Origin of the sequence: Propionimicrobium sp. PCR01-08-3, from assembly GCF_030286045.1 — a bacterium.
Lineage (GTDB): Bacteria > Actinomycetota > Actinomycetes > Propionibacteriales > Propionibacteriaceae > Brooklawnia.
The window spans coordinates 1,849,609-1,866,365 of sequence record NZ_CP127390.1 but is presented as its reverse complement, the minus strand read 5'-3'; the positions used below and the strand labels follow the sequence as shown (position 1 = coordinate 1,866,365).

13 protein-coding genes are annotated in these 16,757 nt (G+C 65.7%); 9 read left to right on the top strand and 4 right to left on the bottom strand.

Features of this window, described 5'->3' with window-relative positions; genetic code table 11:
- Window positions 1-91 precede the first annotated feature (91 nt).
- Window positions 92-1,237 carry an LOG family protein gene (locus tag QQ658_RS08555; protein ID WP_286024452.1) on the bottom strand — a complete coding sequence of 382 codons (1,146 nt, stop codon included), beginning with the start codon at window positions 1,235-1,237 and terminating at the stop codon, window positions 92-94.
- A 234-nt stretch (window positions 1,238-1,471) separates the two neighbouring features.
- Between QQ658_RS08555 and ispG the strand changes: the two genes are divergently transcribed.
- A complete protein-coding gene (gene ispG, locus QQ658_RS08550) occupies window positions 1,472-2,614 on the top strand; it encodes a flavodoxin-dependent (E)-4-hydroxy-3-methylbut-2-enyl-diphosphate synthase (RefSeq protein ID WP_286024451.1) in 1,143 nt (380 codons plus the stop codon).
- Window positions 2,615-2,627: 13 nt separating this feature from the next.
- A complete protein-coding gene (locus tag QQ658_RS08545; protein ID WP_286024450.1) occupies window positions 2,628-3,488 on the top strand; it encodes a GNAT family N-acetyltransferase in 861 nt (286 codons plus the stop codon).
- A 142-nt stretch (window positions 3,489-3,630) separates the two neighbouring features.
- Here the strand turns inward: QQ658_RS08545 and cydC are convergent, their stop codons facing one another.
- Entirely contained in the window at window positions 3,631-5,346 is a 1,716-nt protein-coding gene (gene cydC, locus QQ658_RS08540; protein ID WP_286024449.1) for a thiol reductant ABC exporter subunit CydC, read from the bottom strand.
- Entirely contained in the window at window positions 5,333-7,171 is a 1,839-nt protein-coding gene (locus tag QQ658_RS08535) for an ATP-binding cassette domain-containing protein (RefSeq protein ID WP_286024448.1), read from the bottom strand. Before QQ658_RS08535 ends, cydC begins: the two co-directional genes overlap by 14 nt.
- Window positions 7,172-7,391: 220 nt before the next feature.
- On the opposite strand from QQ658_RS08535, the gene QQ658_RS08530 reads away from it, so the two are divergent.
- Window positions 7,392-9,128: a proline--tRNA ligase gene (locus QQ658_RS08530; RefSeq protein ID WP_286027069.1), complete on the top strand. Its 1,737-nt coding sequence runs from the start codon at window positions 7,392-7,394 to the stop codon at window positions 9,126-9,128.
- Between the two features lie 171 nt (window positions 9,129-9,299).
- Here the strand turns inward: QQ658_RS08530 and QQ658_RS08525 are convergent, their stop codons facing one another.
- Window positions 9,300-10,331 carry a DUF4439 domain-containing protein gene (locus QQ658_RS08525; RefSeq protein ID WP_286024447.1) on the bottom strand — a complete coding sequence of 344 codons (1,032 nt, stop codon included), beginning with the start codon at window positions 10,329-10,331 and terminating at the stop codon, window positions 9,300-9,302.
- Window positions 10,332-10,442: 111 nt separating this feature from the next.
- On the opposite strand from QQ658_RS08525, the gene rimP reads away from it, so the two are divergent.
- The 6 genes from rimP (at window position 10,443) to truB (ending at window position 16,742) form a co-directional block, all read left to right on the top strand.
- Window positions 10,443-10,931 (top strand): ribosome maturation factor RimP, encoded by a 489-nt coding sequence (rimP, locus tag QQ658_RS08520; RefSeq protein WP_286024446.1) that lies wholly within the window; start codon window positions 10,443-10,445, stop codon window positions 10,929-10,931.
- Between the two features lie 7 nt (window positions 10,932-10,938).
- On the top strand, window positions 10,939-11,916 hold the full coding sequence (gene nusA, locus QQ658_RS08515; RefSeq protein WP_286024445.1) for a transcription termination factor NusA: 978 nt from the start codon (window positions 10,939-10,941) through the stop codon (window positions 11,914-11,916).
- Window positions 11,909-12,136 (top strand): YlxR family protein, encoded by a 228-nt coding sequence (locus tag QQ658_RS08510; RefSeq protein ID WP_286024444.1) that lies wholly within the window; start codon window positions 11,909-11,911, stop codon window positions 12,134-12,136. The genes nusA and QQ658_RS08510 overlap by 8 nt, the downstream gene beginning before the upstream one ends.
- Before the next feature lie 277 nt (window positions 12,137-12,413).
- Window positions 12,414-15,311 (top strand): translation initiation factor IF-2, encoded by a 2,898-nt coding sequence (gene infB, locus QQ658_RS08505; protein ID WP_286024443.1) that lies wholly within the window; start codon window positions 12,414-12,416, stop codon window positions 15,309-15,311.
- An 86-nt stretch (window positions 15,312-15,397) separates the two neighbouring features.
- On the top strand, window positions 15,398-15,859 hold the full coding sequence (rbfA, locus tag QQ658_RS08500) for a 30S ribosome-binding factor RbfA (protein WP_286024442.1): 462 nt from the start codon (window positions 15,398-15,400) through the stop codon (window positions 15,857-15,859).
- Between the two features lie 7 nt (window positions 15,860-15,866).
- Window positions 15,867-16,742 (top strand): tRNA pseudouridine(55) synthase TruB, encoded by an 876-nt coding sequence (gene truB, locus QQ658_RS08495; RefSeq protein ID WP_286024441.1) that lies wholly within the window; start codon window positions 15,867-15,869, stop codon window positions 16,740-16,742.
- The last annotated feature ends 15 nt before the right edge of the window (window positions 16,743-16,757 follow it).

Genomic DNA, 16,757 nt, shown 5'->3' with positions numbered 1-16,757 from the left:
GTCAGAGAATTCTCGCTGCGTGCCGCATCCCGGGCTTGGGCCCGTGACTGGACGGTTGGCCCGCGCGGTAACCGTTATCCGACATGTCGGGTCAGGCGTTTTGCCGCCGGGCCGCCGCCTCGAGCAGTCCAGCGAGATGATCGGCGGCGGCGTCCACATCGTCGACGAGCAGCAGGTGGTCGGCCATCTCGCGTCCGGACGCTAGTGCGCTGATCAGCGGCCAAACGGGCAGAGTATCGGTCCAGTATTCGTGGCCGACGAAGATCATCGGGCTGATCAGTTCGGGACTTGCGGCGTAGTAGTTGCCGGTCGCCGCCTGGAAGACCTCTTGTATTGTGCCTGCGGCGCCCGGCAGGTAGATCAAACCGCCGCGGCAATGCTGCAGCAAGATGTCTTCGCGCAGAGCATTGCTGAAGTATTTGGCGATCTGTGAGGCGAACACGTTCGGCAGTTCATGGCCGTAGAACCAGGTCGGAATGCCGACCGAGCGTCCGCTCGGATGCGTTTGCGCACGGACCTCCATCGCGGTGGCCGCCCACAGCGTCTCATTGTCCTTGTAATCGGGCGCTGACGACAGATGGCCGATGGCGTGGACGAGGGCCGCCGGCTGCCCGGCGAGATAGGCTCCCAGGTTCGCGGCCTCCATGGCGCCCGGCCCGCCGCCGGTCAATACCGTGAATCCGGCCTTGGTGAGTTGGGATGCCAGCCTGGCGGCGCCGACGTAGTCGTCCGAGCCGCGCGACATCGCATGCCCGCCGAGGATCCCGACCGTGCATTCGGGAGCGATACCGTCGAGCAGGTCTTCCAGAGCGTCGGTTATCGAATGGTCGTGCAGCGTCATGGCCAACGATGCGGCCAGGTCGTCCGGCCCGGGCAGCGAATTCGTCCAAGAATAGATGCGGGCATCGGTGGTCTGCGCATAAAGCTCGCCGCCAGCGACAGCGTCATAAAGCTCGAACGCGCTGTAAAGGCTGGATCGGTAGGGCTCGAACGGCACGTGCGGCAGCGGCGGAAAGATGAGTGCTCCGCGCTCGCGCAGTTCCTCGACCAAATCGGCCGGCAGCGTGCAGCCCAGAAATGATGCCCCGCGTGGATCGACACGCTGAAGGTCATCTGCCCGCTCGCTCAGGTCGACCGCCTGCATGACCCAGCCGGCGATGGAGTCCACGGTTGTGATCCGGGCATCCCACTCGCCCAACGAGTCGATCTCCAAGGTAGGCACATGCGCGGTATTCATCTGATCCCTTCCACGTACGCGGTTACCGCCGATGTTAGCGACCCGAATCACTGGCGATCGCCCAGGAGCTCGTGTCAACCGATGAAGCGAGCTTCGGCTCTGATCGAATTCGCGGTTGCGTTGCTGGCGGGGAATCGGGCAACGGTGCAATCGGCGCTCGCCGAGACCGGCTGAGCCGCACTATTCCGGCACGCGGTTAGGATGGTGCACAGACGATTTCGAGAAAGCTGGTCAATGTCCATCAATCTGGGAACTCCGTCGGCCACGCCGATGGTGCTCGCGCCCCGGCGTAAGACTCGCAAGATCAAGGTCGGCACCACATCTATCGGGGGAGACGCCCCGATCGCGGTGCAATCGATGACCACCACGCTGACGGCCAACATCAACGCGACCTTGCAGCAGATCGCGGAATTGACCGCGGCCGGCTGCGACATCGTGCGGGTTGCGGTGCCGAGCCAGGACGACGCGGACGCGCTGCCGGCCATCGCGGCGAAATCGAAGATCCCGGTGGTCGCCGACATCCACTTCCAGCCGCGCTACGTGTTCGCGGCGATCGAAGCCGGCTGCGCGAAGGTCCGCGTCAACCCCGGCAACATCAAAGCCTTCGACGACAAGATTGCCGACATCGCCAAGGCTGCGACCGACCACGGAACCTCGATTCGTATCGGGGTCAACGCCGGCTCTCTCGACAAGCGGCTGCGCGCCATGTACGAGACCGACCCGGCAGGTGCGCTCGTGCAATCCGCGCTCAATGAGGCGGCGCTGTTCGAAGAGGTCGGATTCTTTGATTTCGCGATCTCCGTGAAGCATCACGACCCGGTGATCATGGTGGACGCCTACCGCAGGCTCTCGCAGGCCTGCGACTACCCGCTGCACCTCGGCGTGACCGAGGCTGGGCCCGCCTTCCAGGGCACCATCAAGTCGGCGACCGCCTTCGGTGCGCTGTTGGCCGAGGGTATCGGCGACACCATCCGGGTGTCGCTGTCGGCTCCGCCGGTCGAAGAGGTCAAGGTCGGCATCAAGATCCTCGAATCGCTGAACCTGCGCCCCCGCCAGTTCGAAATCGTCAGCTGCCCCAGCTGTGGCCGGGCCCAGGTCGACGTCTACAAGCTGGCCAACGACGTGACCGAGGGCCTGAAGCAGATAACCGCGCCGATCCGCGTCGCCGTGATGGGCTGTGTGGTGAATGGTCCCGGCGAGGCCCGCGAGGCCGATCTGGGTGTGGCGTCGGGTAACGGACGCGGACAGATCTTCGTCCGCGGCGAGGTCATCGCGACCGTCCCCGAAGACGAGATCGTGCGCACCTTGATCTCGGAGGCCAACCGGATCGCGTCCGAGATGGACGAGTCGGGCAGCCCCGAGGTCCTGGTCAGCTAAGAGGCGCAGTCCGTTGAGCGGTTCGATACGGGTTCTGGACGACGAGGATCTCCCGGAGTTTCTCTCGCTGCTGGCCTGCGACCCGCTCAGCAACCTCTTCGTGGCCTCCCGAGTCTCGACCTTCGGGCTGGCGCCGCAATCGCTCGGCTGTGCCGTCTACGGCTACTACGCAGGTGGTGAGCTTGTCGCAGCGTGCCACGTCGGCTCCAATCTGGTACCGATCGGAGCCTCGACCGAGGCGATGGAGGCGTTCGCCGACGCTATCGGGCCACGCAGACAGGTCGCCTCGATGGTTGGCAAGGCCGCGGCGATCAGCCATTTGCATGCCAGGTTGTGCGACCGCTGGGGAACCAGCTGGAAGTACCCGCGCGAGGTGCGGGCCCACCAGCCGCTGATGGTGATCCGCCGGTCACCGCTGATCCCGGGCGATGCCAGGATCAGGCGGGTCGACACGACTCATGCCGAGGCCTACACGAAGGCGGCGGTGGCGATGTACACCGAAGAGGTCGGCGTCAGCCCAGTGGATTCGTCCGGCAGCTATTCGCGCTATGTGCGCGTGCTGATGCAGATGGGCCGCGCGATGGGTGGCATCGTGCCCGCCGACGAAGTCAGGCACCCGCAGGAGAGAGTCTGGTTCAAGTCCGATATCGGCTCGGCCTGGCGGCAGTACTGCCAGGTGCAAGGCGTCTGGCTCGACCCGGTGCTGCGCGGCAGGCGGATGTCGGTGCCTGCCATGGCCCAGGTCGTGAACTTGTGCCAGCAGCAATTCTCCGAGGTGTCGCTGTATGTCAACGACTTCAACACCCCGGCCCGTCGGTTGTACTCGGAGATCGGTTTCGTCACCGTGGACGAGCTCGCAACAGTTCTGTATTGAAGATCCTTCAGGCAACGTCGGTTGCGTGTTGCTCTCCGGATCGGGCGTTTTGTCGTGCGCTCACTACCAGGCGAGCGGGATTACCGACGAACGAGAGTAGAAGTCACTCGACGCGTCCATTCGTCACGCTCGAAGACTCGTTTCAGCTACCCAACAATCGTCCGGCATCCAAGCGGACGATTTGATCCGCGTCGACGGTGTCGAATAGATGCGCCGATTCGATGATCGTTGCATCCGGACGCGCAGCCCGCAGCGCCTGCCGCACTCGCGCGGCAAGTTCGGTGTCGAGATGCGAGGTGAACTCGTCGAGCAGGAGGATGTCGGCACCGATCAGCAAGGCACGGGCCAGCGCCAGACGCTGCTGCTGCCCGCCCGACAACCGCTGGCCTCGCTCGCCGACCTGGGTGCCAAGCCCGTCGGGCATCTGGTGGATCTCATCGTCGAGTTGGGCTACATGCAGTGCCTCGCGTAGTTGCTCATCGGTGGCTTCCGGGGCGGCGATCCGTAGATTGTCGGCGATGCTGCCGTGGAACAGGAATGGCGTTTGGTCGATCAACGCGACCCGAGAACGCAACTGGTCACCGGGGATCTGTCGGGCGTCCACACCGCCGATCAGCACCCTGCCGGAGGTCGGATCGTCGTAGCGCAGCACGAGATGCAGCAGCGTCGACTTGCCGCAGCCCGAGTGGCCGGTGAGCAGCAGATGAGTACCGGCCGGGGCGGTGATGCTCACGTCCTGCAGAGCCGGTTCCCGATCATTGGCCTCACTGGGGTAGCGGTAGCCGAGATGCTCCCAGCTGATGGCCAGCGGTCCCGGCGGCAGGTCGACAGCAGAATCGGGACCGGCGATCAGCGGCGGGGCGGTGGCGATCCGATGGACGCGTTCCGCCGCCGCCATCGAGGTATCCAAACTGGCCATGAAGTCCTTGACGGCCGAGGTCGAATCGAACAGCCGCCAGGTCAGGGCGACGGCGATGGCAGCCGAGACCAGATCAACGCCCAGCCCGATTGCCAACACGGCAACCGCCAGCGTGGTCAACCCGACGATCACCACCTGCAGACCATCGCGGGTGGCCTGAACATGTCCACGGGTCTGCTGTGCGCGGGCAACTTGTTCGTCAAGCTCGGCAAGTTCGTCGAGCCGGCGGGTGACGTGCCCGTATCCGGTGACCTCGGCCATGCCCTGCATCGAATCGGTGATGTGCTGGCTGATCGTCCCTCTCGCCGCGGCTACCTGCTGGGCGGCCGCCTGGTTCGTGGACGCACCGAGCAGCGGCACCAGCAGGCTGAGCGCCAGGCCGATCGCGGCGGCCAGTGCCAGCGGCCACGACCCGACACCTGCGATCACGAGAACTCCCACCACCGGAACGGTGACCGCGGTCACCGCAGGTGGAAATGTGTGCGCGAAGAAAACCTCGATACGGTCGATGTCCTTGGTGGCCCGCACCAGCAGATCGCCAGAGGTCGAGCGCTGCATCAATGCCGGGGTCTGCGGCACCAGGGCGCGGAACAGCCTGACGCGCAGCAATTCGAGGGCCTTGAACGCGACCAGATGCCCGAAGAAATGCTCCAGGTAGCGCGTTAGCCCCTTGACAAGCGAGATCACGATCAGAGTGAGGGCGAGCATGGCCGCGCTGCTCGGTAACCAGGCAGGTCCGGCCTCTGGAGAACCGGTAAGGTCACTCGCCAATCGGGCAATCGATCCGGCACCGATGGCCAGCAGCCCGAGTCCGGCAAACTGGTCGACATGCCGGAAGGCGACGGACGCGCCCAGCGGCTTCAACACAGGCCGGGCCACATCGAGCAGCCAGTTGCGCACCTGTTTTGAATCGCTTCGTCTGGAATCAGTCGTTCGCATGGTCCTGCTCGTCTGCTGAAGGTTGCCTGGAGGGGTTCGGTGGTGGCGAGGACGCTGCGGCGTCCGGGCGAAAAGATGGGTTATGAGGCGGCGCCGGTGTCCTCTGAGCAGGGGACAAGACAGCCCCATGGGATTCCGGTGTTGCCGCGGCAGATAGCGGCTCATCTGCACGAACCGCTACCTCCACGACCTGGTCGGCGTGGCTGATTGCGGACAGCCGGTGGGAGACCATCACGATGGTGTGGTCGCGGGCGAGTGCGTCGATGGCGCCGAGAATGATCCGCTCGGATTCCTGGTCGACCTGGGAGGTGGGCTCGTCCAACAGCAGCAGGTCGCGTCCCGAGACGATGGCCCGGGCCAGTGCGATGCGTTGTGCTTGGCCGCCGGAGACCGCCAGGCCCTGTTCCCCGAGCTGGGTACCGAGGCCATCGGGCAGCCGGGACGCCCAGTCGGCCAGCGCCACATCATCCAGCGCCTGCCACAATTCATCGTCGCGGGCCTGCGGATTGCCGATTCGCAGATTCTCGGCGAGCGTCCCATAGAACAGCCAGCTGCGCTGGCGCACCATGGCCGACGCCTGCCGCACCTGATCACGGGTGGCTGCGGTCAACGCGACGCCGCCGATCTGTGTCACGCCGGCGCTCGGCAGCAGGTCTCCGGCGAGCACCGACATCAGGGTCGACTTGCCCGACCCCGACGGGCCGAGAATTACGGTGGTCGAATGCGGCTCGACGCTCAGATCAAAGTCGATGAGTACCGGACGATCGGGGGAGTAGCCGAAGCTCGCGCCACGCATCTCGATGGCCGAGGCGCTGCCGGATGAAGTCGCCTCGCACTGTACCGGGGTTTCGCGTCCCAGGAAGGCCTGAATCTGGCGTTGGGCCGCCTTGCCCGCCATGCCGATATAGAAGAAGCTGCCGATCTGCTCCATCGGGGCGCACAGCAGCGCGGAAACCAGCACCAGCCCGAGCGCCTGGCCCGCGTCCATGGCGCCGGAACGAAGCCGCCACCAGGCCAGCAAGCCGGCAGCGGTCAGCATGAACAACGAGAAGGCGGCGTCGGTGACCAGCAGAATCAGCTGGTTGCGGGCCAGCAGCGCCATGGTGGCCCGGCGATTCTGCTCGCCGGTGTGGGCCAACGCGTCGCCGACGCGGTCGGCCGCGCGCAGACCCTTGAGCGTGGTGAGGCCCTGAATGGCCTCCAAGAACTGGCTCGCCAGTTTGCCTCTGGCCTCCCGTGAGCTGGCGGAAACCTTGCGGAAGGCACGTTGAAAACCGCCGACCGCCAGCGGAATGAACGGCACCGCGGCCAGCAGAATGACCGCGGCGATCGGGTCGATAGCGATCGCCACGCTGATCAGAATCAGCATGGGGCTGACGACCGACCCGATCATCGGCCCGATGAAGGTCTGCCGGTAGCCGGCCACGCGCTCGGTCTGGTCGGTGAGCATGCCGGTCATCGCGCCGGTCTGGCGTCCGGTGAACATGGCGGGACCCAGATCGAAGGCGTGCTGCAGCACCCGGCGATGCAACCCGGCTTCGGACGCCGGCGCACTGCGCGACCCGACGACACTGCTCGCCGCGGCCGACATACCTGCCACGAACACGAGGAAAGCGGCCAAACTCACCAACCCACCCGATAGCCCACGCCCGGCAAGTCGATCCGCCAACAACCGCGCGACGATGATCAAGAACCACGCCTGCGCCTGGCTGCCGACCACGGCCAGCAGAATCTGGCGTCTGACGGTTCGCCTGGAATCGCTGGTTTCCAGCCGGGGGAGGGCCCGGGCGGCTGGTTCTTCGGCACGACCAGATGCAGTAGTCATAACGGAGCACCATTGTTGCCTATTAGGTACCTTGCCGAAAATTTGCCGTTGCCGAACGAAGCCGGGAATCAACCCCGCCATTCGACAAATTTGAATGTTCGTAGGCCAATTGCCTTCAGGCCCCAGACGGATGGGCGAAGCCAGGCCATGGGCCAGCCATCGGTCGATCTCGGATACTCTTATGCAGGCAAGTATGTGAGGAGCAGCCGTGATCACCCGAATGAGCCATCTTTTTGTGCGGACCCTGCGCGAGGACCCCGCCGACGCCGAGGTGCCGAGCCATCGTTGGCTGGTGCGCGCCGGATATGTGCGCCGGGTGGCACCGGGTATCTACTCCTGGCTGCCGCTGGGGCTCGCCGTACTGCAGAAGGTCGAGCAGATCGTCCGCGAAGAGATGAATGCCATCGGCGCCCAAGAGGTGCTGTTCCCGGCGCTGCTGCCCGCGGACCCCTACAAGGAGACCAACCGCTGGATCGAATACGGCGACAACCTCTTCCGGCTGGTCGACCGCAAGGGCGCCGACATGCTGCTCGGCCCCACCCATGAAGAGATGTTCACCCTGATGGCGAAGGATCAGTGCACCTCCTACAAGGATCTGCCGCTGGCCCTCTACCAGATCCAGACCAAGTACCGCGACGAGGCGCGTCCGAGGGCGGGCATCCTGCGGGGCCGAGAGTTCGTGATGAAGGACTCCTACTCCTTCGATATCGACAAATCCGGCCTGGACGCTTCCTACCAGCTGCATCGCGGCGCCTACATCAACATCTTCGACCGGCTCGGTTTCGACTACGTGATCGTGCAGGCCAATTCGGGAGCCATGGGCGGTTCGGCGTCCGAGGAGTTCTTGGCGATCTCGCCCAACGGCGAGGACACGTTCGTCCGGTCTCCCGGCGGGTACGCCGCCAATGTCGAGGCCGTCGTGCGGCCGCTCGCCGCCGAGCAGGACGCGTCTGGGCTGCCCGCCGCCGAGGCTCATCCGACGCCCGAGTCGCCGACCATCGACACCTTGGTGGCTCAGGCCAACGCGCTCTTCCCGCGGGACGATCGGCCCTGGGCGGCGCACGACACCTTGAAGAACGTGCTGTTCAACCTGCGCCAGCCGGACGGGGAGGCCGAGCCGCTGGCCATCGGTCTGCCCGGTGATCGCGACGTGGACGACGCCCGGTTGGAGGCCGCGATCTCACCCGCCGAACTGGAGGCATTCTCCGACGAGGACTTCGAGAAGTATCCGCAGCTGGCGAAGGGATACATCGGCCCGGCCGGGTTGAAGGCCGCCGGTATCCGCTACCTGCTTGACCCTGAGGTTGTCGGCGGGACAGCCTGGCTGACCGGCGCCGACAAGCCCGGCCATCACGTGGCGAATCTGGTTGCCGGACGCGATTTCGAGATCGACGGTCATCTAGATGTCGCCGTGCTGCGCGAGGGTGACCAGGCTCCCGACGGCTCCGGCCCGCTGTCACTTGCGCGTGGTATCGAGATGGGCCACATCTTCCAGCTCGGCACCAAGTACGCGGAGGCTTTGGGTCTCAAGGTGCTCGATCAGAATGGCAAGCTGCAAACCGTCACGATGGGTTCCTATGGCATCGGTGTATCGCGTGCCGTCGGTGCGGTAGCCGAGGCCACCTGCGACGACAAGGGCCTGTGCTGGCCGCGCGAGCTGGCGCCCTTTGAAGTGATGGTGCTGGCCACCGGCAAGGGCGATGAGATCTTCGGCACGGCCGAGAAGATCGCTGCCGAGCTGGACGCTGCCGGTGTGTCGGTGCTGCTGGACGACCGGAAGGCGTCCCCGGGCGTGAAGTTCAAGGATTCAGAGGTGCTCGGCATGCCGACCTCGGTGGTGGTCGGCCGCGCGCTCGCCGACGGCAATGTCGAGATCCGCGACCGCAAATCCGGTTCGGCCCGGGTGGTGCCGGTTGGTGACGCCGTGGCAGAGGTGTTGACCGAGATCGGGCGTTGAGGACGATCTTAGATGTACCCAGCCGGGCCGCGGAAGCGGTCTTGGCCGCCGCCGCTCGCGCAAAGGATAAGCTCGCTTTCCGGCCGGCCAAGACCGCAACTGATCCTGCGAGTTAGACCCATCCGGGGCAGTAAGACAGCACCGCGTAGCGCCTGTGCCGTACACGAGGGGTTAGACCCATCCGGGCCAATACGACAATGCGATCCCCAGGTCGCGGGCGCGTCCGGCCTGGGCGAGAGCTTGCTGGCTGGCTTCGGTGCGCTCGCCTGCGTCCACCGCGGCGATGCGGGCCCAGCCCGCCATCACGGCGGCCTCCAACGATCCCCAGATCTGATTCGTCTGACTGGCATCGGTGATGTCGCCGGGCAGGGTGTATTCGGGCAGCGGAGCATCCGGCGTGACTCCGGACGCAGTGAGTTCGGCGGCCGTCGCGTCGCGCTCTTTCATGGCGTCCCCGAGCCGTTGATAGAGCTTGTCGGCGGTCGGATCGGCGTAATCGACGCGTCCGTACAGCCCCTGCAACCCGAAGACCAGTGCGCGTTGACGGCTGAGCAGCACCTGCCGGGATGCGGCAAGATCACCCATCTCGGCTCGGGCCGGCACCGCATCGCCGGCCACCGGAGCCGCGCCTAACGAACCCGAGTCGCCGCTGCCGAGTACGCTGCCCGCGATGTTGGCGGCGAGCCACTGCGAGACCCACAGCAGGGCCATGCTCGATGCCTCATCCGGATCGCTGTCCTGACCGGCGGCAGTGGCCGGCAGGGTGGAGATCATCGTGGCGAATGAGCCTTCCTGTTCGGCGAGCATCGTCATCGCCTCGGCCTGATCGGCCGGCTCGGCAAGGTCGCCTGCCTGAACCTGCTCGACCGGCGTGGGATCGGCCAGAACTCCACCGAGCGGATCTGCCTGGCAGAGCAACGTCAGGTGGGTGTGATGCTGGGCGGCCAACGCCTGGCACCAGGACGCGAAGTCGGCGTCCGCGTCGCCCAGCGCTGCACTGGCCAGCGCCGATGCCTCAAGATCGGCTGCCGCCTGAGCGGCCTGCCGCCGGGCGTCATCGAGCACCGGAGTCTCGGTGGCTCTCGGTGCAGATTCGATCAGCGGGCTCGGCGCGCACGCCGCCAGCACCGATGCCCCGGCCCCGGCCATCGCGATGCGCAAGAAGTCGCGTCGTCGCAGACTCGTGTGCACCCGGGAAACCATGAGCTTAGGGTAGCCCGAAACCACCGGTCACTGCGTTGGGCTAAACTAGGTGACTCAACTCAAGCCGCGGCTTGGTTGATACAACTGGTTCACCTCACAAAAGGATCGTCCATGAAGCACACCGGACTCGAAGAGGAGTTGGCGGGCGTGCTCGCCGATCACCAACTCGAACTCGATGATCTCGATATCCAGCCCGCCGGAAAACGACGGGTCGTCCGGGTAACCGTGGACGGCGACGGAACGAAAGGACGCGGACCCGATCTCGACCAGATCGCCGAAGCCACCCGCGCCATCTCACAGGCTCTCGACGATACCGACGCGCTCGGCAACGCCCCTTACACGCTTGAGGTGAGCAGCCGCGGCGTTTCGCGTCCGCTCACCAAGCCCGCTCACTACCGGCGCAACAAAACTCGGCTGGTTGCGCTCACCCTGAGTGACGACAGCCAGCTCACCGGGCGCATCGGCGACGCGGACGACTCCTCGGTCACCATCGACGTCGATGGCGTGGCCCGCACACTCGGGTTCGACGAGATCTCCAAGGCCGTGGTTCAGGTCGAAATGAACCGTCGGCTGAACGACGAATCAGAAGCAGGGGAGTGAGTCCGAGATGGATATCGATCTGTCAGCACTGAGGGCCATCGAACGGGACAAGGAGATTCCGCTCGAATACCTACTCAAGGCCCTCGAAGATGCCTTGCTGAACGCCTACGAGAAGACCGATGGCGCCAAGCCGGGTGCTCGTATTCTGCTCGACCGCAAGTCGGGCAAGGTAGCGGTGATGGTGCCCGATGTCGACGAGAACGGCGAGCAGGCGGGCGAATACGATGACACCCCTGCCGACTTCGGCCGGGTCGCTGCGTCCACCGCCCGCCAAGTGATCTTCCAGCGCCTGCGCGAGCATGAGGACGAGCAGAAGTACGGGCACTTCGTCGCCTCCGAGGGCGACATCCTGACCGGCATCATCCAGCAGGACCGCGACACCCGCTCGGTGCGGGTCGATCTCGGCGAGATCGAGGCGATCATGCCACTGGCCGAACAGGCGCCCGGCGAGGAATACACGCACGGCAAGCGCATCCGCGTCTACGTCGTGAGCGTGCGCAAAGAACTGCGTGGCCCGCAGGTGATCGTCAGCCGCACCCATCCGAATCTGGTCAAGAAGCTTTTCGCCCTCGAGGTGCCCGAGATCGAACAGGGCATCGTCGAGATCAAGGAGATCGCCCGCGAGGCGGGTCACCGCTCGAAAATCGCCGTCTGGTCGAACAACCCCGAGGTCAACGCCAAGGGATCATGCATCGGCCCGATGGGCCAGCGGGTGCGCGCGGTCATGCACGAACTCAACGAGGAGAAGATCGACATCGTCGACTGGTCTCCCGATCCGGCGGCGTTCGTCGCGAGCGCGCTGAGCCCGGCGAAGGTGAACCAGGTGACGGTAGTGGATCAAGCCGCCCGCACCGCTCAGGTCATCGTCCCCGACTACCAGCTCAGCCTGGCGATCGGACGCGAGGGCCAGAACGCCCGGCTGGCGGCTCGGCTGACGGGCTGGCGCATCGATATCCGCCCGGACACCCAGGTCGAAGGTGCCTGAGCGCACCTGCGTGGCCTGCCATAAGGTTTGCGACCAATCAGAACTCGTCCGATTCGTTCTCGTCGGCTCGGTCGTGACCATCGACGCCAACCGTCGGCTGCCCGGACGCGGCGCCTGGCTGCATGCGGACGCCGACTGCGTTTCCTTGGCGAAACGCCGGGGCGCCTTCGCGCGCAGCTTTCGCCGCAAGGTGGACGACTCGGTCCTCGACAGCTGGTGACGGCTCGCGGTTGCTGCGTGGTTGGTCATCGGGCGGCCCGGCGCGTTACACTGGCTAGCGCGTGTCTTCGGGGAAGGATCCGAAGAACTCGGCAAAGCCCCCGTCAATGATGGCGCCTTCAAGGTGCGGTCAGGTGCGGGCCGGGGCCGGGTATCGCAGTGATCACGCAGAGCCAGAAGGTGGGCGACAGCTCATGACGACTCGATGAGTACTCACCAATGAGCACCGAAACCAACTAGGTGGTTCTGGCCTGGGGCCTGGACCACGAAGGAGATCAGTGGCCAAGGTCCGCGTTTACGAGCTTGCTAAAGAGCTCGGAATGGAAAGCAAACAGCTTCTCAGCACCTTGAACGATATGGGCGAGTTCGTCCGTTCGGCGTCTTCGACGATCGAAGCGCCGGTGGTTCGCCGGGTGACCGAGAGAGTGAAGGGCGCCCACAAGGACGCCGCAGCACCCGGGGCAAGCGAAAAAGCCCCGGCAAACAAGAAGAGCAGCGCACCGGCCCCCAAGCCGAAGGCTGCCACACCCAAGACTTCGAAGCCCGCAGCCCCGCAGGCTGCCGCCGGTGCCAAGGTCGGTCCGAGGGCGACACCCGGCCCGCACCCGGTTCCCGGCCCGCGTGCTACCCCGGGTGCTCGTCCGCATCCGGCACCTGCGCCCAAGGCGACTCCGGGAGCACGTACCGGCAGCGGGCAATCGAACCAGTCCAAGCCAGGCCAGGGCACGCAGCGTCCGAAGCCGGGCAACGCGCCGCAGCAGCGCCAGGGCTCTGCGGCTCCGCATCACGGCCAAGGCGGTCAGGGCCGGCCGGCACCGACCCCCGGTCCGCGCCGCACTCCCGCCCAGAGCGGTGGCAAGGCGGCGTCCGGACCGCGTCCGACTCCGGGAAATGTGCGGCGTCCGGGCACACCTCGTCCGGGCAACAACCCGTTCTCGTCTTCACAGGGCATGGGGCAGTCGCGCCGCGGTTCCGGACAGCGCACCGGTGCCCGCGAGGGCGCAGCACCTCGTCAAGGCGGCGGCGACAACCGGATGCCGCGTCCCGGCGGTTCGGGAGGGATGCCCCGCCCGAATCCCGCGATGATGCCCAAGCACGTCAATCCCTCGCTGGGTAACCAGCACGGCGGCGGTGGCGGCGGCGGACGTGGACGCCCCGGTGGTGGCGGACGTGGCCGCGGTGGCAGCGGTCCTTCGATGGGCGGCGGCTTCGGCGGTGGGCCCGGACGCGGTCGTGGCGGCCGTGGCGGAACTCAGGGCGCCTTCGGGCGCGCCGGCGGGTCCCGGCGCGGACGCAAGTCGAAGAAGCAGCGCAGGCAAGAGTTCGACGAGATGCAGGCGCCGTCGGTTGGCGGCGTGCGCATCCGTAGCGGCAACGGCCAGACCATCAGGCTGCGCCGTGGCTCCTCGCTGACCGACCTGGCCGAGAAGATCAATGCCGAGCCGGCACAGCTGGTGCAGGTGCTGTTCAATCTCGGTGAGATGATCACCGCGACCCAGTCGGTGCCCGACGAAACCCTCGAGATCTTGGGTAACGAGCTGAATTACAAGATTCAGGTCGTCAGCCCCGAGGACGAGGATCGCGAGCTGTTGGAGAGCTTCGATCTGGAGTTCGGTGAGAACGAGGGCGACGAGCAGGATCTGCGTCCGCGTCCCCCGGTAGTCACCGTGATGGGCCACGTCGACCACGGCAAGACCAAGCTGTTGGATGCCCTGCGGCATACCAATGTGCAGGCCAAGGAGGCCGGCGGCATCACCCAGTCGATCGGCGCCTACCAGATCGACACCGAGGTGGACGGCGACGAGCGCGCGATCACCTTCATCGATACCCCTGGCCACGAAGCCTTCACGGCCATGCGAGCACGGGGTGCGAAGTCGACCGATATCGCGGTGCTGGTGGTGGCTGCCGATGACGGAGTGATGCCGCAGACGATCGAGGCCTTGAACCACGCGCTTGCGGCCGAGGTGCCGATCGTGGTGGCGGTCAACAAGATCGACAAGCCAGGCGCCGATCCGTCGAAGGTGCGCGGCCAGCTGATGGAATTCGGGCTGGTGCCCGAAGAGTACGGTGGCCAGACCATGTTCGTCGACGTGTCGGCGGTCACCCATGAGGGTCTCGACAATCTGCTCGAGGCCATCGTCCTGACTGCGGACGCGGCCCTCGACCTGCGGGCCAATCCCGACATGGACGCTCAGGGTGTCGCCATCGAGGCCCACCTCGATCAGGGACGTGGCCCGGTGGCCACCGTGCTGATTCAGCGCGGCACCCTGCATCGCGGCGACTCGATTGTTGCCGGTGCCGCTCACGGCCGTGTACGTGCCATGATCAACGACCACGGTGACACGATCGAAGAAGCGCCGCCGTCGATGCCGGTCCAGGTGCTCGGCCTGACCAGCGTGCCCGGTGCAGGCGACAACTTCTTGGTTGTCGAGGACGATCGGATGGCCCGGCAGATCGCGGCCAAGCGTGACGCCAACCGTCGTGCCGCATTGCAGGCTCAGTCCTCGCGTCGCAAGACTCTGGAGGAGCTGTTCGAGCAGCTCGAGAAGGGCGAGACGAGCGAACTCACGCTGATCCTGAAGGGCGACGGTGCAGGCTCGGTCGAGGCCCTGGAGGATGCTTTGTCGAAGATCGAGATCTCCGACGAGGTCGGCCTGCGGGTGATCGACCGCGGTGTCGGTGCCATCACCGAGACCAATGTCTCGCTGGCGGCCGCGTCCATGCCGCATGCGGTCATCATCGGCTTCAATGTTCGCCCGACCGTGCAGGCAGCACGGCTGGCCGATCAGGAGAACGTCGACATCCGCTACTACTCGGTCATCTACGATGCGATCGACGAGATCGAGGCAGCGCTCAAGGGCATGCTCAAGCCGATCTACGAGGAGAAGACGCAAGGTACCGCAGAAATCCGCGAGATATTCCGCAGCTCCAAGTTCGGCAACATCGCAGGCTGTATGGTCACCGACGGTCACATCAGGCGCAATGCCAAGGCCCGTTTGCTCAGGGACGGCGTTGTCGTCACCGAGACCTCGATTGCTTCGCTGCGGCGTGAGAAGGACGACGTCACCGAGGTTCGCGAGGGCTTCGAATGTGGCCTGACCTTGCAGAATTACTCCGACATTCAGACCGGTGATGTCATCGAGACCTACGAGATGATCGAGAAAGCTCGCGACTGACCTGCTGATGACCATCAGCGGATGACGGGCGGGGACGACCACCATCGTCCTCACCTGTCATCCGCATCATCTTTCCGGGAGGGAAAATGGCCAATCCCAGGATTGCCAAGCTGGAGGACCAGATTCAGCGGATCATCGCCCAGATGCTGGAGCGCCGGGTGAAGGATCCGAGGCTCGGTTTCGTGACGATCACCGAGGTCCGGTTGACCGGGGACGCCCGCGAGGCGACCGTCTTCTTCACCGATCTCGGCCGTTCGCTGGATGGCCGGGAGGCCGACGCCGAAGGCGGAAAGGTCGACACGGCGGCCGCCCTGGAGTCGGCGAAGGGGTTGTTGCGCAGCACGATCGGCCAGCGGCTCGGGCTGAAGTTCACCCCGACGCTGACCTTCGTGCGCGATGCCAGCGAGCAGACCGCCCAAGACATGGAAGATCTGCTTGCCAGGGTGCAGGCCAGCGATGCCGAACTGGCCGGCCGGCGGGCCGGTGCCGCGTTCGCGGGCGAGGCCGACCCCTACCGCAAGCCCGCCGAACCCGCCGACGAGGCATGAGCGCCAGGTGACCAATAGCACCGATCCCGGGCTTCTCATCATCGACAAGCCCGCCGGGCTCACCTCCCATCAGGTGGTGGCTCGCGTGCGCCGCGTCTTCGGGACGAAGAAGGTCGGGCATGCGGGCACCTTGGATCCGATGGCCACCGGCGTGCTGATCGTCGGGTTGAATCGGGCCACGCGGCTGCTGGGGCACCTGGCGTTGCACGACAAGGCCTACTCGGCCACCATCAGGCTCGGAGCGTCCACCACCACCGATGATGCGGAGGGGGAGACCCTCGCCACGGCCGATGCATCTGGGCTCGGCACGGCCGCGATAACCGATGCCATCGTGCCGCTACGTGGAGTGATCCGGCAGCGGCCGAGCGCGGTGTCGGCGATCAAAGTGGACGGCAAACGCGCCTACGCCAGGGTGCGTGCCGGTGAGGATGTGCAGTTGCCCGCCCGCGAGGTGACGGTCAGCCGCTTCGATGTGCTCGCCACCCGCGTCGTCGCAGGCTTCACCGATGTCGACGTCGCAGTCGAATGCTCGTCGGGCACCTACGTGCGGGCGCTCGCTCGTGACCTCGGCATCGCCTTGGGAGTGGGCGGACACCTCACAGCGCTGCGGCGTACCCGAATCGGCCGCTATACCCTGGATCAGGCTACTGAGCTCTGCTCACTAACCTCGGCGTCGCCCCTGATGACCATGGCGGAAGCAGCCAGGCTGAGTTTTCCCGTGGTGGAAGTGGACGCCGCGGCCGCCAAGGACGTCAGCTTCGGGCGGGCGCTGGCGATTGAGGTACCGGCTGAGGTGACCGGCATCGTCGGGCCATCCGGTGATCTGCTCGCGCTCTATCGTCCGGACGCCGAGGGCGCGCGTCCGATAGCAGTGCTGATCTAACCGGGTTGCCGGGGT